17 protein-coding genes are annotated in these 21,485 nt (G+C 63.3%); 11 read left to right on the plus strand and 6 right to left on the minus strand.

Translation table 11 applies throughout. The features are described from left to right. The first annotated feature begins 77 nt into the window (after positions 1 to 77). From PWG15_RS11775 to PWG15_RS11785, 3 genes are all read left to right on the plus strand, one after another. Entirely contained in the window at positions 78 to 1,295 is a 1,218-nt protein-coding gene (locus PWG15_RS11775; protein WP_275019954.1) for a pyrophosphate--fructose-6-phosphate 1-phosphotransferase, read from the plus strand. A 134-nt stretch (positions 1,296 to 1,429) separates the two neighbouring features. Next, complete coding sequence (locus PWG15_RS11780) at positions 1,430 to 2,065, plus strand: LysE family translocator (RefSeq protein WP_275019955.1); 636 nt, start codon at positions 1,430 to 1,432, stop codon at positions 2,063 to 2,065. Positions 2,066 to 2,181: 116 nt separating this feature from the next. Then, on the plus strand, positions 2,182 to 3,228 hold the full coding sequence (locus PWG15_RS11785; RefSeq protein WP_275019956.1) for a lytic transglycosylase domain-containing protein: 1,047 nt from the start codon (positions 2,182 to 2,184) through the stop codon (positions 3,226 to 3,228). Positions 3,229 to 3,272: 44 nt separating this feature from the next. On the opposite strand, the gene PWG15_RS11790 is transcribed toward PWG15_RS11785, so the two are convergent. Both PWG15_RS11790 and PWG15_RS11795 read right to left on the minus strand, forming a co-directional pair. Further along, on the minus strand, positions 3,273 to 4,625 hold the full coding sequence (locus PWG15_RS11790; RefSeq protein ID WP_275019957.1) for a serine hydrolase domain-containing protein: 1,353 nt from the start codon (positions 4,623 to 4,625) through the stop codon (positions 3,273 to 3,275). Positions 4,626 to 4,843: 218 nt separating this feature from the next. Then, positions 4,844 to 6,394, minus strand: coding sequence for an EAL domain-containing protein (locus tag PWG15_RS11795; protein ID WP_275019958.1), 1,551 nt, complete (start codon positions 6,392 to 6,394; stop codon positions 4,844 to 4,846). 175 nt (positions 6,395 to 6,569) lie between these two features. Here PWG15_RS11795 and PWG15_RS11800 point away from each other — a divergent pair, with 175 nt between their 5' ends. From PWG15_RS11800 to PWG15_RS11820, 5 genes are all read left to right on the plus strand, one after another. Then, a complete protein-coding gene (locus PWG15_RS11800; protein WP_275019959.1) occupies positions 6,570 to 7,820 on the plus strand; it encodes a BtaA family protein in 1,251 nt (416 codons plus the stop codon). 4 nt (positions 7,821 to 7,824) lie between these two features. After that, a complete protein-coding gene (locus PWG15_RS11805; protein ID WP_275019960.1) occupies positions 7,825 to 8,493 on the plus strand; it encodes a class I SAM-dependent methyltransferase in 669 nt (222 codons plus the stop codon). A 247-nt stretch (positions 8,494 to 8,740) separates the two neighbouring features. Continuing rightward, the gene (locus tag PWG15_RS11810) at positions 8,741 to 9,526 is read left to right on the plus strand and encodes a glycoside hydrolase family 25 protein (protein WP_275019961.1); all 786 of its coding nucleotides are present in this window, start codon (positions 8,741 to 8,743) and stop codon (positions 9,524 to 9,526) included. Between the two features lie 255 nt (positions 9,527 to 9,781). Continuing rightward, the gene (locus PWG15_RS11815; protein WP_275019962.1) at positions 9,782 to 11,011 is read left to right on the plus strand and encodes a lytic murein transglycosylase; all 1,230 of its coding nucleotides are present in this window, start codon (positions 9,782 to 9,784) and stop codon (positions 11,009 to 11,011) included. A gap of 296 nt (positions 11,012 to 11,307) precedes the next feature. After that, positions 11,308 to 12,246 (plus strand): DMT family transporter, encoded by a 939-nt coding sequence (locus tag PWG15_RS11820; protein WP_275019963.1) that lies wholly within the window; start codon positions 11,308 to 11,310, stop codon positions 12,244 to 12,246. Between the two features lie 626 nt (positions 12,247 to 12,872). On the opposite strand, the gene metF is transcribed toward PWG15_RS11820, so the two are convergent. The 4 genes from metF to PWG15_RS11840 form a co-directional block, all read right to left on the minus strand. Next, positions 12,873 to 13,823, minus strand: a complete 951-nt coding sequence (gene metF / locus PWG15_RS11825; RefSeq protein ID WP_275019964.1) for a methylenetetrahydrofolate reductase [NAD(P)H] — start codon at positions 13,821 to 13,823, stop codon at positions 12,873 to 12,875. A gap of 2 nt (positions 13,824 to 13,825) precedes the next feature. Next, positions 13,826 to 14,845 (minus strand): ArsR/SmtB family transcription factor, encoded by a 1,020-nt coding sequence (locus PWG15_RS11830; protein ID WP_275019965.1) that lies wholly within the window; start codon positions 14,843 to 14,845, stop codon positions 13,826 to 13,828. Positions 14,846 to 15,075: 230 nt separating this feature from the next. Continuing rightward, positions 15,076 to 16,725 (minus strand): energy-dependent translational throttle protein EttA, encoded by a 1,650-nt coding sequence (gene ettA, locus PWG15_RS11835; protein WP_113540747.1) that lies wholly within the window; start codon positions 16,723 to 16,725, stop codon positions 15,076 to 15,078. 173 nt (positions 16,726 to 16,898) lie between these two features. Next, complete coding sequence (locus tag PWG15_RS11840; RefSeq protein ID WP_275019966.1) at positions 16,899 to 17,681, minus strand: ribonuclease T2; 783 nt, start codon at positions 17,679 to 17,681, stop codon at positions 16,899 to 16,901. Between the two features lie 186 nt (positions 17,682 to 17,867). On the opposite strand from PWG15_RS11840, the gene PWG15_RS11845 reads away from it, so the two are divergent. From PWG15_RS11845 to PWG15_RS11855, 3 genes are all read left to right on the plus strand, one after another. Continuing rightward, positions 17,868 to 18,803 carry an alpha/beta fold hydrolase gene (locus tag PWG15_RS11845; RefSeq protein ID WP_275019967.1) on the plus strand — a complete coding sequence of 312 codons (936 nt, stop codon included), beginning with the start codon at positions 17,868 to 17,870 and terminating at the stop codon, positions 18,801 to 18,803. Positions 18,804 to 18,814: 11 nt separating this feature from the next. Next, the gene (locus tag PWG15_RS11850) at positions 18,815 to 19,768 is read left to right on the plus strand and encodes a DMT family transporter (RefSeq protein WP_275019968.1); all 954 of its coding nucleotides are present in this window, start codon (positions 18,815 to 18,817) and stop codon (positions 19,766 to 19,768) included. Positions 19,769 to 19,833: 65 nt separating this feature from the next. Further along, positions 19,834 to 21,480: a thiamine pyrophosphate-binding protein gene (locus tag PWG15_RS11855; RefSeq protein ID WP_275019970.1), complete on the plus strand. Its 1,647-nt coding sequence runs from the start codon at positions 19,834 to 19,836 to the stop codon at positions 21,478 to 21,480. Positions 21,481 to 21,485: the final 5 nt, after the last annotated feature.

Here is a 21,485-nt window from a genome sequence, read left to right on the forward strand (position 1 = left end):
GGGCCGTCATTTAATTTCCATCCGATTTGCGTTATGGAGGCCCCACCCATCGCATGCCAAAGTCCCGAGGAGGAAACATGGCCAAGAAAAAAGTCGCAATGCTGACGGCCGGCGGGCTCGCGCCCTGTCTGTCATCGGCGGTTGGGGGCCTGATCGAGCGCTACACCGACGTCGCGCCCGAGTATGAGCTGGTCGCCTATCGCTCCGGCTACCAGGGCGTGCTCTTGGGCGACCGCATCGAGATCACCCGCGACATGCGCGAGAAGGCGCATATCCTGCACCGCCATGGCGGCTCGCCGATCGGCAACAGCCGCGTCAAGCTCACCAACGCGGCCGACTGCGTCAAGCGCGGCCTCGTCAAGGATGGCGAGAACCCGCTGCGCGTCGCCGCAGAACGGCTGGCCAATGACGGCATCTCGATCCTCCACACGATCGGTGGCGACGACACCAACACGACGGCGGCGGATCTCGCCGCCTATCTCGGCGCCAACGGCTACAACCTGACTGTGGTCGGCCTGCCGAAGACCGTCGACAACGACGTCGTGCCGATCCGCCAGACGCTCGGCGCCTGGACGGCCGCCGAATACGGCGCCCGCTTCTTCGATAATGTCAGCAACGAGCAGAGCGCCGCACCGCGTACGCTGGTCGTCCATGAAGTCATGGGCCGCCATTGCGGCTGGCTGACGGCGGCCACCGCCCGCTCCTATGTCCAGGCGATCGACGACAAGGAGTTCGTCGACGGCTTCATGATGAACCGTCAGATGAAGAACATCGACGGGCTCTATCTGCCGGAGATGAAGTTCGACCTGCAGGGCGAAGCCGATCGCCTGCGCCAGGTCATGGACCGCACCGGCTTCGTGACGCTGTTCGTCAGTGAAGGCGCCTGCCTCGATGCAATCGTCGCCGAACGGGAAGCGGCCGGCGAAACGATCAAGCGCGATGCCTTCGGCCACGTGAAGATCGACACCATCAATGTCGGCAACTGGTTCTCCAAGCAGTTCGCAGCCCTGCTCGGCGCCGAGCGCGCGATGGTGCAGAAGTCCGGCTACTACGCCCGCTCCGCTCCGGCCAACGGCGACGACCTGCGCCTGATCCAGAGCATGGTCGACCTCGCCGTCGAAAGCGCGCTCAACAAGGTCTCTGGCGTCACCGGTCACGACGAGGACCAGGGCGGCAAGCTGCGCACGATCGAATTCCCGCGCATCAAGGGCGGCAAGCAGTTCGACACCTCGGTCAAGTGGTTCGGCGACGTGATGGACGTCATCGGCCAGAAGTGGCAGGCGCAGAAGCACTGACTTCAGGTATTCCGGCGAGTGCGGGTGCGTCCGCCACCGCCGACAACCACTGATTAGACGTTGACGGCTCCGCGTTTCCGTGGCTGGCTCGGCAAAATTGATTGCCGAGACCACCTCAAACGCGGAGCCTTTTCATGTCTTTCGAACATTGGTTTGCCTTTGCCGCAGCTTCTGCCGTGCTGCTCGCCATCCCAGGCCCCACCATTCTTCTCGTCATTTCCTATGCGCTCGGCCATGGCCGCAAGACTGCCGGCGCCACGGTCGCCGGCGTGGCCCTCGGCGACTTCACCGCGATGACCGCCTCGATGCTCGGCCTCGGTGCGCTGCTTGCGACCTCGGCGGCGATCTTCACCGTGCTGAAATGGGTGGGTGCTGCCTATCTCATCTGGCTCGGCATCAAGCTCTGGCGCGCGCCGGTTTCAGCCGGCGGCGAAGCCGACATCGAAACCACCCCCACCGAGCGGCCGCTGCGTATCTTCTTTCATACCTATGCGGTGACCGCGCTGAACCCGAAAAGCATCGTCTTCTTCGTCGCCTTCCTGCCGCAGTTCCTCGATCTCAGCCAGCCGCTCTTTACCCAGATGGCAATTTTCGAGCTCACCTTCCTGACGCTCGCGATCCTCAACGCCAGCCTCTACGCGGCCCTTGCGACCGCTGCGCGCAGCACGATTTCCAGGCCGAATATCCGGCGGATCGTCAACCGCGCCGGCGGTTCCATGCTCATTGGTGCGGGGCTTCTGACGGCGACGATGAAGCGCGCCACGGCGTGAAATACACCCTCGCGCTTGCCGCCGCCAGCCGCATAGGTTAATGGAGATTCACTCTTGGCGGCTGGCAACCGCTGATTTGCAGGGGCTACGGGGCCCAGAAGCACGAAAGTGACAGAATGGCGAAGTACCGTATTTCCCTTACCAAACAGACGTTTGGCGTGGCCGCTATACTGTCGGCGACCATCGTCTCGGGATGCTCAACGGTAGAGCACACGTCGCTTGAAGAACTGACGGCCGTGCAGACGGTCACCCCGCTCGCAAAGCCCGGCACTGAAATGACGGCCTACGCGCTGCCCACGCCTGACGGCGTGGCCACCGCGACGAGCGCTGCGCTGACGGCGCAGACGGCCGCCCAGGCATCGGGCATGGCGGTCACCTATCCGGTCGCGACTGACCTGGCGCAAGGTGCCGAAGCCGCCCCTTCGATGGTCGCGGTTCCCGCGACCAAGCCGGGCGACACCATGGCGCTTGCGATGGTTGCACCGACGACGCAAACCGGCGCCACGGCGGCGATCGCCGCGGCCGAAGCTCCGGCCTCGGCCGAGGCAATGCAGATGGCCGCAGTTGCCCCCTCTCCCGCAGCGATGAAGACGGCCCGCGTCCAGGACCTGCCGGTCTCGACGCTCGCGGTTGCCGCGGCGATGGAATCGGACTTCGACACCGGCGAGCCCGTCGGTCTCGAAACGCTGGTCGCCAACCGCATGATCGTTCCGACCGAGCGTCCGAAGACAGGCGTCATCGGCTCGACGGTCGCAGCCGTGGCCAGCGTCATTCCGGATTCAATGAAGCTCAGCAATGCGCCGACGAGCTCCCGTCCCGACCTCGACAAGCTGATCAAGTACTATGCCGACCTGAACGATATTCCGGTCGAACTGGTTCACCGCGTCGTCAAGCGCGAGAGCAACTACAATCCGCGTGCTTACAGCAGGGGCAATTACGGCCTTATGCAGATCCGCTACAATACCGCCAAGGGCCTCGGCTATGACGGCCCGGCGGAAGGCCTGTTCGACGCCGAGACCAACCTCAAATACGCGACCAAGTATCTGCACGGCGCCTGGATGGTGGCCGACAACCAGCACGACAGCGCGGTCAAGCTCTATGCCAGCGGCTACTACTACCACGCCAAGCGCAAGGGCCTTCTCGACGACCTCGGCATGAAGTGAGCTAAATCAGCACCGCTGATTGTCCAGACCGATCTACGAGGCGCTCAATCGAGCGCCTCTATTATTTTGGCGTTGAGCTTCTGCACGTCGTAGCCGAGGCGTGAGGGCGTGAGCCCCAGCCGGACCACCGCGAGCTTCAGCGACGGCACCAGCATGATCGCCTGGCCGTCATGGCCGAGCATCCAGAAGGCGTCCGCCGGGAAACTGCCGGAACCGGCGCGCACGCCGTTTTCTTCGAGCCACACCTGGCCCTGGCCATATTTGCCGCCAGAAGCCTTGGTCGGTGCGCGCATGAAGGCGACGTAATCCTTCGGCAGCATCGCCCTCCCCTTCCACACGCCATCCTGCAGCAGGAACTGTGCGAAGCGCGCCCAGTCCTGCGCTGTGGCATACATATAGGACGAGCCGACGAAGGTGCCGCTCGCATCGGTTTCGAGCACGGCGCTACTCATGCCCAAAGGGGCGAACAGTTGATCGTGCGGAAAAGCAAGGGCTTCTGCCGGATCGTCGAAGGTCCGCATCCAGATGCGCGACAGCAACGTGCTCGTGCCGCTCGAATAGCTGAACTTCGCGCTGGGATCTGATGTCAGCGGCTTGGCCGCCGCATAACCCGCCATATCCTTCTCCAGATAGAGCATGCGCGTCACATCGGTAACGTCACCATAGTTCTCGTTGAATTCGAGGCCGCTCTGCATACCCATCAGGTCGGCAAGCGTGATGCTGGCCCGTTTGTCGCCCGCCCATTCCGGCAGGAGCCCGGCGCGCGCCACGTCCATTTTACCTTCGGCCACACGCAGGCCGATCAGCGCCGCCGTGATCGATTTCGTCATCGACCAGCCGAGCAAGGGCGTCGAACGATCGAAGCCCTGGCCATAGGTCTCGGCGACCAGGCGGCCATCGCGGATGACGGCAATCGCCCGCGCGCCCGGACCGGCGAGATCGGCATCTTCGATAAGCTTCTGCAAGGTAGGATCGATCGCAGCGCCCTCACCTTCCGGCCAGGGAGTCTCGGAAGCAGGCGCAGCCACGGACGTCGCGGTCTTGATCGACAGCAGGCTCGTGCCGTCGCCATCCGGCAGGCTCGTACATCCTGCGCCCGGTCGATAGGCAGCAGTGCCCGCCGCTGCAAAGCCGAGAATCCGCGCGGTCACCATCTGTCTTTCCGGTTCAACGGCAACCTTGACCAGCTTCAGCAAGGGGTGTCCCGGCGCCTGGACATCATCGGCCAGCACCGACTGGGCATCCCGTTTCGCGATGAAGACATTGGAGCAGACGATCTTCGCGGCGTACCCATCACCGACCTTGAGCAATTCCGGCGGCGCGATCGCGAGCCAACCGAAGAGGGCGACAACACCCAGCCCCAGCGCCGCGCCTGATATCCTCAACATGCGTCTCATGCGTTCCCTCCGGCCGTCTCATGCATCCTTGGAGGGCCGCCCAAGGACAGAAACATGCAGCAATTCAAAGTGCTACAGCGCTGGCGCTGGTCCGATGGAACGCACGATCGCTGTCGAGTTGCAGAGAGAACCAGCATTTCGCGGACAGGAAAAGCCTGCAGACTGCAAATTTCCAATTTCCGGGGAATGGAGAGCCTGGAGAGCGCTGGGCCTCAGCCTTAGGCCGAGCGGCGCAGATCCGCCGCTTCGCCTGCCTCAAGTAATGCCGCCACATCCGTAAGCGCCGGCGATATCCACGGGCCGCGGACTTCCACGGCGCCGCTGGCCTGCGCGCAATCCATCTCGCTTTCCTTTTCGATGCCGCGCACCGCAATCGGCAGGCGCAGTACATGCCCGGTCTTGATCAGGCAGGCGAGCAGCGCAACGCTGCGTTCGCTGCCGTGGGTCGCCCGGATGGCGGTCAGATCGATGGTCACCTGGTCGGGCTGCAGTTCGGCAATCATGTTCAAGGGCAAGGATGAACCGGCGCCGCCGCCAAGCGCAATGCGCACACCCAGCGCCTGCAACCCCTGGAGATTTTCGGAAATCAGGGCGAGATCCTCTGTCGAAAAGTCCGCGGTGATCTCGATCGTCAGGCGTCCCGGCGGCAAGCTTGCTTCGGCGAGGCATTGGCCGACCTGCGCAACGAAGTCTCGATCCTTGAGTTGCGGAGCGAAGGGCGCGACGGTCAGCCCGGTCGGCGAAGCCCAGCGGGCAGCTTCTGCACAGGCCGCCTGAAGTGTCCAATAGCCGAGCACAAGCGCGCTCGTGCTCTGCTCCGACGGCTCGACGATGGTTTTCGCACTGATGACGCCGCGAAGCGGGTGCCGCCAGCGCAGCAGCGCCTCGAACGCGCGGATGGATCCGCTTGCCGTCCCGCCGATCGGCAGGAATTCGAGGAAGAATTCTCCGTCTTCGAGCCCGCGCGCCACATCGCGCTCGGCCTCCGCCCGCTGCCGGGCGGCATGGGTCAGTGTTTCCGAATGGAAGGCGTGGCTGTTGCCGCTCACCGCCTTCGCCTCGTAGAGCGCCAGATCGGCACGCTTCAGCACCTCGCCCGTCGCGGTATCGCTGCGCTCGACGAAGGCGATGCCGATGCTGCAGCCGGAAGCGACCCTTGCATCGCCGAGATCGAACGGCGCTTCGAACAGCGCCTTTACCCGCATTGCGAGTGTTTCCGCCTCGGCCTGCGATGATGCGCCAGCAGCTGTGAGCACGAACTCGTCTCCCCCCAGCCGGTAGATGGTCGCCTCTCCGGAAAAGGCACGCCTCAGACGCGCACCGAAGAGCGCCAGCAGCCGGTCGCCGGCATCGTGACCCATCGTATCGTTGATCGCCTTGAACCGGTCCAGATCGAGAAGGAGCAGCGCGTTGCGTTCGAAGGCGGCCCCTTCTGCGCAAAGCGCCTGGCGAATGTCCGCCTCCAGCGCCGCGCGGTTGGCAAGCCCGGTAAGTTTGTCGCGGTGGACTTCGTGGCGCAAGCGCCGCTCGGCGCGGCGCGCTGCATGCAACTCGTGTTCGAGGCGGCGCGAGTAGCGCCAGCGATAGAAAGATCCGCCGAGGAGGAAGGGCATGGCGCCAGCCGCAAGCATTGCCGGAACATCCCAATGCGATTGTTTTGCGAACACGGTTTCGGTCGCCAGCCACGCCGCAGAAACCAGAGCCCCCAATGCCGCGCCGGCAGCCGCAAATCGCTGCTCGGGCTTCGGCAGAAACGTTCTTAACATCATGTCGACGCCCCCGAATATAAGCCGGTGCTAGCACGCCAGGGTTTAATGATTTCTTATGGGTGAAAAATTGTATTGCGACCATCTGAGCGCGCGCTGGGGCTGTGGAAACCTCGTCATCAAAGTGTAGCGGAGTCACTTTAGAAGCGGCTAAGTTTCAACTGGATGACCGGCAGAGATGACCGAACTAGCCCCCGACGTTGGCTTTGGCAGAAAAAATCCGAAGCTGAAAAACGCCCTGCTCCAGCACAAGACCTTCTCCCTTGCCGGCCTTTCGGAACGTCTCTTCGGCCTGCTGTTTTCCGGTCTTGTCTACCCGCAGATCTGGGAGGACCCGATCGTCGACATGGAAGCGATGCAGCTCGGCCCGGAGCATCGGATCGTCACCATCGGCTCCGGCGGCTGCAACATGCTGACCTATCTGTCGGCCGGCCCGCGCAGGATCGACGTGGTCGACCTCAACCCGCACCACATCGCGCTGAACCGCCTCAAGCTCGCGGCCTTCCGCCACCTGCCGAGCCACAAGGACGTGACGCGGTTCCTGGCGACCCAGGGCACGGCCACCAACGTCCAGGCCTTCGATCTCTTCATTGCGCCGAAGCTCGACACGGCAACGCGCAGCTACTGGAACGGCCGCGACATGACCGGCCGCCGCCGCATCGGCGTCTTTGGCCGCAACATCTATCGCACCGGTCTGCTCGGCCGCTTCATCGCCGCAAGCCACCTGCTTGCCCGCCTGCATGGCGTCAACCCGGAAGAGTTCGTCCGGGCCGGCTCGATGCGCGAGCAGCGCCAGTTCTTCGACGAGCGCCTGGCGCCCCTTTTCGATCGCCCCGTCATCCGCTGGATCACCGGCCGCAAGAGCTCGCTTTTCGGGCTTGGCATCCCGCCGCAGCAGTTCGACGAGCTTGCAAGCCTCAGCAGCGAGAAGTCGCTCGCCGCCGTGCTGCGCCACCGCCTGGAAAAGCTTACCTGCCACTTCCCGCTGCGGGAAAACTACTTCGCCTGGCAGGCCTTCGGCCGTCGCTATCCGCTGCCGCACGAAGGTGAGTTGCCACCCTACCTCAATGCCCGCGCCTATGAGGCGATCCGCAACAATGCCGAGCGTGTCGAGGTTCACCACGCAAGCTACACCGAACTCCTGGCCAACAAGCCGGCCGCTTCCGTCGACCGCTACATCCTGCTCGACGCACAGGACTGGATGACTGACCAGCAGCTCAACGACCTCTGGACCGAGATCACCCGCACGGCGGATGCCGGCGCGATCGTCATCTTCCGCACGGCGGCAGAAGACAGCATCCTGCCCGGCCGCGTCTCCTCGGCCCTGCTCGACCAGTGGCATTACGATGCCGAAGCATCGGTCAAGCTCGGTGCCGAAGACCGCTCCGCCATCTACGGTGGTTTCCACATCTACCGGAAGAAGGCTTGAGCCGATGCCTGAGACCGGGATTTCGCACGCGCGGCGCATGGACCACATGTACCGCTACCAGCGGCACTTCTACGATCTGACGCGGAAATACTATCTCTTCGGCCGCGACACGCTGATCCGGGAGATGAACCCGGCCCCCGGTGCCTCTGTGCTCGAAGTCGGCTGCGGCACCGGGCGCAATCTGGCGCTCATCGGCCGCTGCTTCCCTTCGGCCCGTCTCTTCGGCCTCGACATTTCCCAGGAAATGCTGACCTCTGCCGACACGAAGCTCAACCGCAGCGGCAAGCGCCGCGCCGCGCTTCAGGTCGCCGATGCCACGGACTTCAACCCGGCCATCTTCGGCGAACGCGGCTTCGATCGCATCGTCATCTCCTATTCGCTATCGATGATCCCCGATTGGCAGAAGGCGATCGATGCGGCCATCGCCGCGCTCAATCCCGGCGGGTCGCTGCACATTGCCGATTTCGGCCAGCAGGAACGCCTGCCGGCAAGCTTCCGCCGGGCGCTGCACGGCTGGCTCGATCGCTTCCACGTCACACCACGCGCAAACCTGTTCGACGTGCTGCGCGAGAAGGCCCGAGAGAACGGCGGCGATCTCGAACGCCGTGCGATCGGCCGCGGCTATGCCTGGCTTGCGGTCTATCATCGTCCAGCCGTCGCAATCGCCGCCTGAAGCCGGGAACCAGTCGCGCAGACGGCCGCCCCTGCCTCACTTCGCCAGAGCGCGCCGAAATCACGAAGGGGACTTCGCGCTGGGGTAGAAGTCGGTGCGCTCCCACCCCACCTGCAATTCTCGCTTGAGCTAACCCAATTTTTACGATGATATGGTGAAGATGGGGTTCACGCCTCGCGGGGGAAATCACCGATATGGAAGCCATCGTGTGAGGCAGGATCGTCGCTCGTCTCTAGACAGGTACCTCATGCGCCGGCTTCTCCTGGCTCTACTGCCCATTGCCACTCTCCTTTCCGCCTGTTCCTCGACCGATTACGACCTGATGCAGACGGCATCGATCCCGCCGCGCTTCCAGGATACGGACCCGCAGGACTTCGGTGATCGCACGCCACAGCGCCACAACATTCACGGCATCGACGTTTCGAAATGGAATGGCGATATCGACTGGATGAAGGTGAAGAACTCCGGCGTCTCCTTCGCCTTCATCAAGGCGACCGAAGGCAAGGACAGGGTCGATACCCGCTTCAACGAATACTGGCAAAGGGCGCGCGCCGCCGGCATCCCCTACGCGCCCTATCACTTCTATTATTTCTGCTCGTCCGCCGACGAACAGGCCGACTGGTTCATCGCCAATGTGCCGAAGACCGCCGTCTACCTGCCGCCGGTACTCGACGTCGAGTGGAACGGCGAATCGAAGACCTGCCGCCACCGCCCGACGCCGGACGAAGTGCGCGTCGAGATGAAGCGCTTCATGGATCGCCTCGAAGCCCATTACGGCAAGCGGCCGATCATCTACACCTCGGTCGATTTCCACCGCGACAATCTCGTCGACCAGTTCAAGGAGCACCACTTCTGGGTGCGCTCGGTCGCCAAGCATCCGGGCGAAGTCTATGTCGAGCGCCGCTGGGCGTTCTGGCAGTACACCAGCACCGGCGTAATCCCGGGTATCGATGGCGCCACCGATATCAATGTCTTCGCCGGCTCGGCGAAAAACTGGAAGAATTGGGTCGCGGCGGTCTCACAGCCGAAGTAAGACCGCCATTCTTGCCGGCAGCTGCGGCAAGGCACCCCATTTTCTTCTTTCGGTCATAATGCTCTGAAAGAGCAACAGCAGATTTTACAGCGCCGCACGTCTGCAAGGATGCGCAAAGGTCGCTGTAACATTTTTGAACCGCCGCATGATTTGTCCCTAAATCGATGACGATTTATGGCGTTGTGCAGGCCTTCCAGCAATTTGGCTGTCCGTGGTGGTGTCTCCCGCACCCTGCGGCCAAAGAAAGGAATTATGATGATCCGGACTACCCGGCACGCCCTGGCCTCCGTCGCCCTCCTGGCACTTACCGCCTCCACCGCCTTCGCCCAGACCGCGACGCAGACGGGCACGCAGGCAGCAGCCCCGACGGTTGCCTGCGGCGGCGACCTCGGTGCGTTTCTTCAAGGCGTGAAGGCCGAAGCTGTCACCAAGGGTGTTCCGGCCGATGTCGCCGACCGTGCGCTTGCGGGTGCTGTCGTCAACGAGAAGGTGCTGAGCCGCGACCGCGCTCAGGGCGTGTTCAAGCAGACCTTCACCGAATTCTCCAAGCGCACCGTCAGCAAGTCGCGGCTCGATATCGGCCAGCAGAAGATGAAGGAATTTGCCGACGTCTTTGCTCGCGCCGAGAAGGAATTCGGCGTGCCGGCCCCGGTCATCACCGCCTTCTGGGCCATGGAGACCGATTTCGGCGCCGTTCAGGGCGACTTCAACACCCGTGATGCGCTGGTGACGCTGTCACATGACTGCCGCCGTCCGGAGATGTTCCGCCCGCAGTTGATCGCAGCGATTGAGATGGTCCAGCACGGCGACCTCGATCCGGCAACGACGACCGGCGCCTGGGCCGGCGAGATCGGCCAGGTGCAGATGCTGCCGGAAGACATCATCGCCTATGGCGTCGATGGCGACGGCGACGGCCACGTCAACCTCAAGAAGAGCTCGCCCGACGCGATCCTGACGGCCGCCAAGTTCATCCAGAGCCTCGGCTTCAAGGCCGGCCAGCCCTGGATCCAGGAAGTGAGCGTTCCCGAACAGCTGCCGTGGGAAAAGACCGGCCTGCAGCCGGGCATGAAGGCTTCGGACTGGTTCGCGCTCGGCGTCACGCCGCGCGACGGCAACACCGCCAACGGCAATCTCGAAGCCTCGCTGGTGCTGCCGCAGGGCCGCAAGGGCGTGGCCTTCCTCACCTACCCGAACTTCAACGTCTATCTCGAGTGGAACCAGTCGTTCATCTACACGACCTCGGCCGCCTACTTCGCAACCCGCCTCGCCGGCGCTCCGACCTATGAAGGCGGCAACCCGGAACCGGGCCTCGACGATGTCGGCATGAAGGAGCTGCAAACCAAGCTCCAGACGCTCGGCCACGACGTCGGCAAGGTCGACGGCATCCTTGGCTCCGGCACCCGCGCCGCGCTCCAGAAGGAGCAGCTCCGCCTCGGACGCCCGGCGGATGGCTGGGCGACGCTGGAACTCCTCAACGCCCTCTGAGTGAACTCGGACCACGGATGTGGCTCGTGCGCAGGATTTGTTGCCCCGGGGATCGGAACCGATCCCCGGGGTTTCTTGTATCGGCGGTCCAGGCACGATAACCGCCCGGGACCGCCCGCGCCCGCTTGCTCACGAACACGACAAGAACCGGGTGGTCCCGGCGCGGACACCGGGCTATGAAATGTCGTCAGATCGCAACCGGTCCGGGAATGTCGGGCGCAGCTTTTGCGCCACGCTCCCCATTCTCCGCCCGGACGAGGCTGGCAGGCGACCAATCACCACGGACAGGCACACCCATGAATGCGCGAACCACAGTCGACGGCCATCAGATGAGCGTTAGAACCTGGGCACTGCTCGCCCTGCTCGGTCTCATCTGGGGCGGGTCCTTCTTCTTCGCCCGCGTGGCCATTGCCCATGTGCCGCCATTCACGCTGGTGGTGCTGCGGTTGGGCCTCGCAGCACTTGCCCTGCATCTCTATATCCGCGGCCGGTTCGGCATCTATCAGGCGCTTTCCGGCCGCTGGCGCGAATTTGCGCTGATGGGGCTGATCAACAACGCCATTCCGCACGCCTTCATCTTCCTCGGCCAGACTGAGATCGGCGCCGGGCTGGCGGCGATCCTCAACGCCACGACGCCGGTCTGGACCGTCATCATCGCCAATATGGCGACCGAGGACGAAAAGCTGAGCTCCGGCAAGATCGGCGGCTGCCTGCTGGGGCTTGCCGGCACCGTGGTGCTGATCGGGCCGAGTGCGGTTGCGGGCCTCTTCGGCACCACGAGCGGCATTCCGCTCTGGGCGCTGCTGCTTCCGGTGCTGGCTGCCGTCAGCTATGGCCTTGCGGCAACCTACGGCAAGCGCTTCCGAAATCTCGCACCGCCGGTGACGGCCGCCGGCCAACTCACCGCATCGACGCTGATGATGCTGCCCGTTGCTGCCTTCACCGATGCGCCCTGGACCCTACCGATGCCGCCGATGGAAGCGATACTTGCCATCCTCGGCCTCGCGCTCGTCTCCACCGCCTATGGATACATCCTCTTTTTCCGGATCATGGCGGAGGCCGGCGCCACCAATGCCTCGCTTGTCACCCTGCTGGTGCCGCCAAGCGCGATCCTGCTCGGCTATCTCTTCCTCGGCGAAACGCTGCAGGCGGCCGATGTCGGCGGAATGGCACTGATCGCCCTTGGGCTTGCCGTGCTTGATGGCCGCATCCTGCGGCTCAAGAACGCCGCCTGAACGGGGAATCGGGGCGCCGAATTCGTGCCCTTCTGATGCGCTCACGCACGGTTACGGACGTTTATATTAACCTTGCAGAAGCAATTGTGAAAAAAATGTGGCAGCCTGAAAAAGATAAATATCTCAATATTATAGCCCTGTGAATAAGGCCGCCCTCCCTCACGGATTTCGCACTGCAGCACAAGTTTCGCTTTAACACATCGTGATTTCGCCCTATGTTTTAACGCGTCAACGCAGGGAGGGTCATCCATGGGCCTTACACATTCGCTGAATGTCCTCATGATCAGTGCAGCGTTCGTATTCGTGGCCACGATGCTCTTCATCTGATGAGCGGCCGCTGAGAGTCCAAACCGAATAGGGACTTAAATTTCCGGAAATCCATTTTGCAGCACCAAGGAAGCTAGACCGCCAAGAGAGCATAGGGTCTAATCGCTGCGACAGAAAAGAAAGCGCATGAAGGCAACCCTTCATGCGCTTTCTTGTTTTCGGATGTCTCTTGCCTGGATGGGTTACTGCATGTGTCCTTTAATCGTAGCCGATTAAAGGACACATGCAGCAATTCAAAGTGCTACAGCGACCTTTGCGCGTCTCATAAGACGCGCGGCGCTGTAGGTCGCCTCAGGAACTCAGGCCGCCGCTCCTGCCGCCACCGGGAGCCGCGCATCGGGGAGCAATACGCTCGGCTCCGCCGCGCCCCGCTCGAAGCCGACGAGATCCAGGACCGCCGTCACCAGGGGCGAACGGTTCATCGTGTAGAGGTGGAAATCGCGCACGCCGCGCCGGGCGAGATCGACGATCTGTTCGGCGGCGATATGGGTCGCCTCCTTGAAGCGCTCGGCCGGCTGATCCTCCAGATGCACGAGCCGGGTGACGATCGCCTCCGGCACGCTCGCGCCACAGAGGCCGGCAAATTTCTGCACTTGCGCCAGATTGTTGATAGGCAGGATGCCCGGCACGATCGGAATGTTGACGCCGGCGCGACGCACCCGTTCGAGGTAGCGCTCGAAATCGTTGTTGTCGAAGAAGAACTGGGTCAGCGCCCGGTTGGCTCCGGCATCGACCTTGCGCTTCAGCATGTCGATATCGGCAGCCACGTCAGGGCTCTCGGGATGCTTCTCCGGATAGGAGGAGACGGAAATCTCGATATCGCCGCCTCGAGCGCGGATCGCCCGCACCAGATCGGTGCTGCTCGCGTAGCCATCCGGATGCGGCTGATAGGTGCTGCCGATGCCGCCTTGAGGGTCGCCGCGCAGCGCCACGAAATGGCGGACGCCATAATCGATGTACTCGTCGATGACCGCATCGACTTCTGCCTTCGGTGCACCGACGCAGGTCAGGTGCGCGGCCGTATTGGCAAACCCCTTCTCCTCGATCATCCGCCTGACCGTCGTCAGCGAACGCGCCTTGGTCGAACCGCCCGCGCCATAGGTAACGGTCACGAAGGCGGGATCGAAGATGGAAAGATCTTCCGCCGTCTGGAAGAGCTGCGCTTCCATTTCGTCGGTCTTGGGAGGGAAATACTCGAAGGAGAGCCTCAGATTGCCACGCTCGGCCGGATAAAGCGTCTGTGCCGTCATTCTCAAACTCCCCCTGCATGAACGCGCGGCCGCGGCGTTTCATTCTCATTCACGGCGCGCCGATCGCGCGCCAGCCAGATCGTCACCGTCAGCTTTTCTTCCTCGGCCCCTTCCGGCGAAAGGTCCGTGGTCTTTTCGAGCACCAGGCCGGCCTTGGCGAGCCAATCGGCAATCGCCTGGTGCGAGAATCCGAGGCGCGCATGGGCATGCTCGTCGCGCAGATGTTCAAGCGCGTGCGGCGCGAAGTCGATGATCACGAGGCGACCGCCCGGCATCAGCATGCGCGCCGCTTCCGCGATCGCCGCCTCCGGCTCCTCGAGGAAGTGCAGCACCTGGTGAATGGTGACGAGATCGAAGGCCTGGCCGTCGAGCGGCAGGTTGAAGATATCGCCGTGCCGGATCGACGCCTTGGTGATACCGGCACGATCGAGGTTGGAGCGCGCAACGGCCAGCATGTCGCGGCTGGCATCGACACCGACGCCGCGGCGGTAGAGCCCTTCGAAGAGCTGCAGGATCCGCCCGGTGCCGGTTCCCAGATCAAGCAGGCTCTCGACAGGCTCGTCTCCGACCATCTCACGCAGCTTGGCCTCGACATCACGCTCACTGACATGCAGGCGGCGAAGCTCGTCCCAGCCGGCGGCGTTGCGGCTGAAATAGGCCTGCGCCTTCTCGGCCCTCGCCTTCTTCAGGGTGGTCAGCCGCGCCGCATCGCGCGAAAGCACGGCGTCGTCAGCAGACGCAGACGCCAGCATGGCCCGCACGAGCCCGACGCGGGCACCGTCCTGCCTGAGACGGAAATAGGCCCAGGCGCCTTCCTGATAACGGTCGATGAGCTCGACTTCGGCAAGCAGCTTCAGGTGCCGCGAAATACGCGGCTGCGACTGCCCGAGAATTTCGGTAAGATCGGTAACGGTAAGGTCGCCAGCGGCAAGCAAAGCGACAAGACGCATGCGGGTCGGCTCTCCCGCCGCCTTCAGCACGTCCACCAGCGCATCCAGACCGAGTTCTTTCTGAACTGCCATCACGATCCCCATCAACACATAAAGATATGTTTATGTGATTTGCGATGTCGGTGCAAGCGGATTTGCGCGGAGAGGCCAAACAATGGCGCTTGCGGAACAGGGCATGCAAAGGAAAACGGGCGGAGCCTGCGCTTCGCCCGTTCCCGCAACAATGGACTTTCAATTCCCGCCTTCGCGGCGTTGCCGCGATGGGTTGGGCGCCGCAAGAAAGGCGAGCGCCCTTGCCCTGATCAGCGCGTCAGGCGCTTGTAGGTGACGCGCTTCGGGTTGACCGAATCCGGGCCGAGGCGACGGATCTTGTCCTTCTCGTAGTCTTCGAAGTTGCCTTCGAACCACTCGACCTGGCTGTCGCCTTCAAAGGCGAGGATGTGCGTTGCCAGGCGGTCGAGGAACATGCGGTCGTGGCTGATGATAACGGCGCAGCCGGCGAAGTTTTCGAGCGCGACTTCAAGCGCTGCCAGCGTCTCGGTGTCGAGGTCGTTGGTCGGTTCGTCGAGCAGCAGAACGTTGCCGCCGGCCTTCAGCATCTTGGCAAGGTGAACGCGGTTGCGCTGACCACCCGAGAGGTTGCCGACCTTCTGCTGCTGGTCGCCGCCCTTGAAGTTGAAGGTCGAGCAATAGGCGCGCGAGTTCATCTCGTGCTTGCCGAGCTTGATGACTTCGGCGCCGCCGGAGATTTCCTCCCAGACGGTCTTGTTGCCGTCGAGCGCGTCGCGGCTCTGGTCGACATAGCCGAGATGGACGGTCTCGCCGATGCGGATCGAGCCACTGTCGGGCTGTTCCTGGCCGGTGATCATGCGGAAGAGCGTCGTCTTACCGGCGCCGTTCGGGCCGATGATGCCGACGATGCCGCCCGGCGGCAGCTTCAGCGACAGGCCGTCGATGAGCAGGCGGTCGCCATAGCCCTTGGTGACGCCTTCCATCTCGATGACCACCTGGCCGAGACGTTCGCCGACCGGAATGATGATCTGCGCGTCGCCCGGACGCTGGTTTTCCGCCGCGTTGACCAGTTCGTCGTAGGAGCGGATACGCGCCTTGGACTTGGCCTGGCGAGCCTTCGGGCTCGACGCAATCCACTCCTGTTCACGAGCAATCGCCTTCTGGCGGGAAGCCTCTTCGCGGCCTTCCTGCTGCATGCGCTTGGCCTTCGCAACGAGGTAGGCCGAATAGTTGCCTTCGTAAGGAATGCTGCGGCCGCGGTCGAGTTCGAGGATCCAGCCGGTGACGTTGTCGAGGAAGTAGCGGTCGTGGGTGATCATCAGCACGGCGCCCGGATATTCGCGCAGGTGCTTTTCGAGCCAGGCGATCGTCTCGGCGTCGAGGTGGTTGGTCGGTTCGTCGAGCAGCAGCAGGTCCGGCTGCGACAGAAGCAGCTTGCAGAGCGCAACACGGCGTTTTTCACCACCGGAGAGATTGGTGACTTCCGCGTCGCCCGGCGGGCAGCGCAGCGCTTCCATCGCCATTTCCACCTGGCTTTCGAGATCCCAGAGGTTCTGGCTGTCGATGATATCCTGGAGCTTGGCGCCCTCTTCCGCCGTCTCGTCGGAATAGTTCATCATCAGTTCGTTGTAGCGGTCGACGATCGCCTTCTTCTTGGCAACGCCTTCCATGGCGTTTTCAAGAACCGTCTTCGTCGGATCGAGCTGCGGCTCCTGCGGCAGGTAGCCGACGGTGGCACCCTCGGCGACCCAGGCCTCGCCGGTGAATTCCTTGTCGAGGCCGGCCATGATGCGCAGAACCGTCGACTTACCGGCGCCGTTCGGGCCGAGGATACCGATCTTGGCGTCCGGATAGAACGACAGATGAACGTTCTCGAGAACCTTCTTCGCGCCGTAGGACTTATTAAGTCCGGCCATATGATAGATGAACTGACGTGCCATGAGGGAATGCTCCGCAGGGAAAGGAAATTTGCCCGCTATGTAGGCGAATTATAGGAAGGGGGCAATGAGCAAAGGCGTTCACCCCGGCTTGTCCCCCCACCTATCCCATGCGGCTGCCCGCGTCGGCAGCGCACTGGCTGCCGTAGAACGGTGCCCGCGGAAGCGGGAGCGGGTCAGCTTCGCCCGGCCGTGTCGGCAATACCCTTGGCGCATTTGAACTCGGTCGGTCCCGCCGCCTGGATCAGCGGCGCGAGGCTCGAGGCCTTCATGACGTCGCCAGTGAGCCCGATCGTCAACCCGGTGATGATGTTGCGCCCCTGAACCGTCTGGCAGCGCATGCGCACCCGGTCGCCGGCGCCAGTGCCAAAACTCTGGTCGAACGCCTGCTTGATCGACTTCTCATCGAGCTCGGAGCCGATGCGCTGGCGAAAGAGCGCGCCGACTGCGGAGCGATTGAGTTCCTCCAGCATGCGCAGCTGCGCCAAGAAGTAATCGTCGACCGAGCCACTCTGGCAGGTGCCGCTGCGCAGCCACTGGTGCCGGTCGAGGCCCGATTGCACGCCGGGCATGGCGATCAGCAGCCGCGCCGCCGTGTCGTCGGCCATGGCGAGTTTCGGCAGTTCAAGCCAGCTGCCCTTGCGATCCTGCGCCCGTACATCGGCCGTTACCCCGCAATAGCTCTTGCGCAGCGGCCAGAGGCCATGCAGCGAGAGATTGGTGGCATCGAACCGCTCTGCCGTCTGGCTTTCGCATTCCTTGCGCTGCGGCCGGGTTTCGCAGAAGCCGGGCTGCCAGCTCACCGCCAGCACGTATTCCGTGCGGGTGGCCGCGCCTTCGGAAGACCCCTGATCCGCCGCTTCCTCGCCGGCGGCAAAGGCGGCTGGCGCAAGGAAAAGCGCCAACGCCGCCAGCATCCCTGCCATCGGACCCGATATCGCCTTACAGAAACTAACCATGGCATCCTCCCTCCGAAACAAAACAGGAACGAATATCGCTCAAAACGGGAAAATTGCAACTCTTAATTCATACGAGCGCACATTCGCTTGTGACCTCATGCGCAACGAGCAACAAGCGGCGATTGCCTTTGCCTTGCAAATCGATTTGATATCGGAATTGGTTTGTCGTTGTTGCCGGGGGAAATCGTGTTCGGGCAGGTGAAGACACATCAAAGCCCGACCGGAGCCACCTTGAGCTGGCGCCATTTCCCGGCGACCGCCGGTGCCCGCGGCATCCTCCTCATCAGCCACGGCCTTGCCGAACATTCCGGCCGCTATGCCCGCTTTGCCGAAGCGATGGCCGGCCACGGGTTCCACGTCTACGCCCATGACCATCGCGGCCACGGCGAGACGCGCGCGCCGGACGCCCAGCTCGGCATGTTTTCCAACCGCGAAGGCCTCGACAAGGTTTTCGCCGATATCCGGGCCGTCAGGACGATCGCAACCGCCGCCCACCCTGATCTGCCGGTTATCCTCTTCGGCCATTCCATGGGCGGGCTGATAGCGCTCAACGCCACCGAGACCGATCCCGGCCTCTACGATGCGCTCGCCGTCTGGAACTCCAATTTCCGTCCCGGCCTTGCCGGTCGCGGCGGCCAGATGATCCTCAAGATCGAGAAGGCTCTGAAAGGCTCTGACGTGCCGAGCCCGCTGCTCACCAAGCTTACCTTCGGCATGTGGGGCGGTGCCATCAAGGACCGCAAGACCGATCTCGACTGGCTCTCGCGCGACGATGCCGAGGTCGCGAAATACGCAGCCGACCCGCTCTGCGGCTTCGATGCGACGGTCTCGCTCTGGCTCGACCTCTTCCGCCTGTCCTTCGGCGGTGCCCGGCCCGAACGGCTGGCGCGGCTCCGGAAGGACCTGCCCATTCATCTCGTCGGCGGCAGCGCCGACCCCTCCACGGAGATGGGCGGCGCCATCCGCTGGCTCGGCGCCAAGATGAAAGCGGCCGGCCTGACCAATGTCACCGTCACCGTCTATGACGGCATGCGCCATGAAACCCTGAACGAACTCGGCCGGGAAAAGGCGACAGCAGACTTCGCCGCCTGGTGTTTACGCGCCGTCGAAAGCAGGCGCTGACCGGAAATATCATGGCCGACATGTCCCTTCAAAAGATCGCCACGGACCATAGCCGCATCTCCTTCGGGCTGACGCTGATGGTGATCTCGGTGCTCCTGTCGCCGTTGATCGATATCTTCGCCAAGCTGGCAATCGCCACCGTTCCCTCGGCCGAAATCACCGCAGTCCGCTTCCTGCTCCAGGTCGTCTTCATCCTGCCGATTGTTCTTGTCCGCGGCAGCCTCTTCGATCTCTCCTGGAAGAGGACCGGGCTCCATGCGTTGCGCGGCGGTCTTCTGGTCGTAACGATGCTCTCCTTCATCACCACGCTGAAGGTGATGGAGGTCGCCGACGCGATCGCGATCTTCTTCGTCGAGCCGATCATCCTGACGATCCTCGGCAGCATCTTCCTCAAGGAAACCATCGGCTGGCGGCGCTACACCGCCTGCGGCGTCGGCTTCTTCGGCGCGCTGCTCGTCATCCAGCCGAGCATGCAGGAGGTCGGCTGGATCGCGCTTTTGCCTGTTGTCGCCGCCTTCGGCCTTGCCGTGTTCCTGCTCGTCACCCGCATGGTGGCGCAGAACGAAGACCCGTGGTCGATGCAGTTTCACGCCGGCGTGTGGGGCGCGCTCTTCTGCCTCGTGCTCCTCTATTTCGGCGAAGGCAGCGGTTCCGGCATCTTCGACCCGGTCTGGCCGCAAGGGTATACCTGGTACTATCTGCTCGGCGTCGGCGTGACCGCCACCATATCAGGCGTGCTCGGCGTCTATGCCTATCGTGCGGCCCCTGCTTCGGTGCTGGCGCCGCTGCAATATCTGGAAATCGTTTCGGCAACGATCTTCGGCTGGCTCGTCTTCGGCGATCTGCCGGATGCGCTGAAATGGCTCGGCATCGCCATCATCATTGGCTCCGGCCTCTACATCATCTGGCGCGAGCGCCGCATACACAAGGACACCAGCGTCGCTGCGGTGTCGCCAGCAATCTGACAACAAAGCCATCTGAAAACAAAAGCCAATCTGAAAACAAAAGAAAGACCATCGGGAGGAAGATCATGAAAACTGGAGGCCAGCTCGTCGTCGACGCACTCGTCGCCAATGGCGTGAAACGCATCGCCTGCGTGCCAGGGGAAAGCTACCTGGCCGTGCTCGACGCGCTCTACGACACCGACATCGACGTGCTCGTCTGCCGCCAGGAAGGCGGTGCTGCGATGATGGCGGATGCCTGGGGCCGGCTGACCGGCGAGCCCGGCATCTGCATGGTGACCCGCGGCCCCGGCGCGACCAACGCTTCGGCGGGGTTGCATGTCGCAAGACAGGACTCGATCCCGATGATCCTCTTCATCGGCCAGGTCCAGAGCGATGCGCGCGAGCGCGAGGCCTTTCAGGAGATCGAATACCGCCGCGCCTTCACGGAAGTCGCCAAGTGGGTGGGTGAGATCGACGATCCCGCCCGCATTCCGGAATTCGTCACCCGCGCCTTCGCCGTCGCCACGTCCGGTCGCCCCGGCCCTGTCGTGCTGACGCTGCCAGAGGACATGCTGACCCGCAGCGCCGAGGCGCCGGCCGCCAAGCCCTACCAGCCGGTCGAGGGTCATCCGGGCCCGGCGCAGATAAAGCGGCTGGGCGAGATGCTGACCACCGCCAAACGGCCGATCGCCATCCTCGGCGGCACCCGCTGGACCGCGGAAAGTGTTGCTCAATTCCAGAGCTTCGCCGAGCGCTGGAAGCTGCCCGTCGGCTGCTCCTTCCGCCGCCAGATGCTGTTTGATCACCTGCATCCGATGTATGCCGGCGATGTCGGCATCGGCATCAACCCGGCGCTTGCCAAGGAGATCAAGGAAGCGGATCTCGTTCTGCTGCTCGGCGGCCGCTTCTCGGAAATGCCGTCCTCAGGCTACACATTGATGGATAGCCCCTACCCGCGCCAGACATTGGTGCATGTCCATCCTGACAGTTCCGAACTCGGCCGCGTCTACCGGCCGGAGCTGGCGATCGCCGCAAGCCCGAGCGACTTCGTCGCCGCCCTCGAAGGCCTTGCGCCCCAGGGCGAACCGGCCTGGTCCGAACGCACCGAGATCATGCACGCAGCCTATCTCAAATGGTCGACCCCGCCGGAGACCGGACCGGGTGCGGTGCAGATGGGGCCGATCATGAACTGGATCGAGGCGAACACCCCGCAGGATACGATCTTTACCAACGGCGCCGGCAACTATGCCACCTGGGTGCATCGGTTCCATCGCTTCCGCCGCTTTGCGACGCAGGCCGCACCTGCTTCCGGCTCGATGGGCTACGGCCTGCCGGCGGCGGTTGCCGCCAAGCAGCTTCATCCGGATCGCGAAGTCATCTGCTTTGCCGGTGACGGCTGTTTCCTCATGCACGGACAGGAATTCGCGACTGCCGTTCGCTACCGCCTGCCGATCATCACCGTGGTCGTCAACAACGGCATCTACGGCACTATCCGCATGCACCAGGAACGTGAGTATCCCGGCCGCGTCAGCGCCACCGATCTCACCAACCCGGATTTCGCCGCCCTCGCCCGCGCCTATGGCGGCCACGGCGAAACTGTCGAGAAGACGGAAGAGTTTGCCGACGCGTTCCTCAGGGCACGCGCCAGCGGCAAGCCGTCGATCATCGAGATCAAGCTCGATCCCGAAGCGATCACCCCGACGCGCACGCTGACCGATATCCGCAACGGCTGATCGAT

The sequence above is a fragment of the Ensifer adhaerens genome, from assembly GCF_028993555.1.
Lineage (GTDB): Bacteria > Pseudomonadota > Alphaproteobacteria > Rhizobiales > Rhizobiaceae > Ensifer > Ensifer adhaerens_I.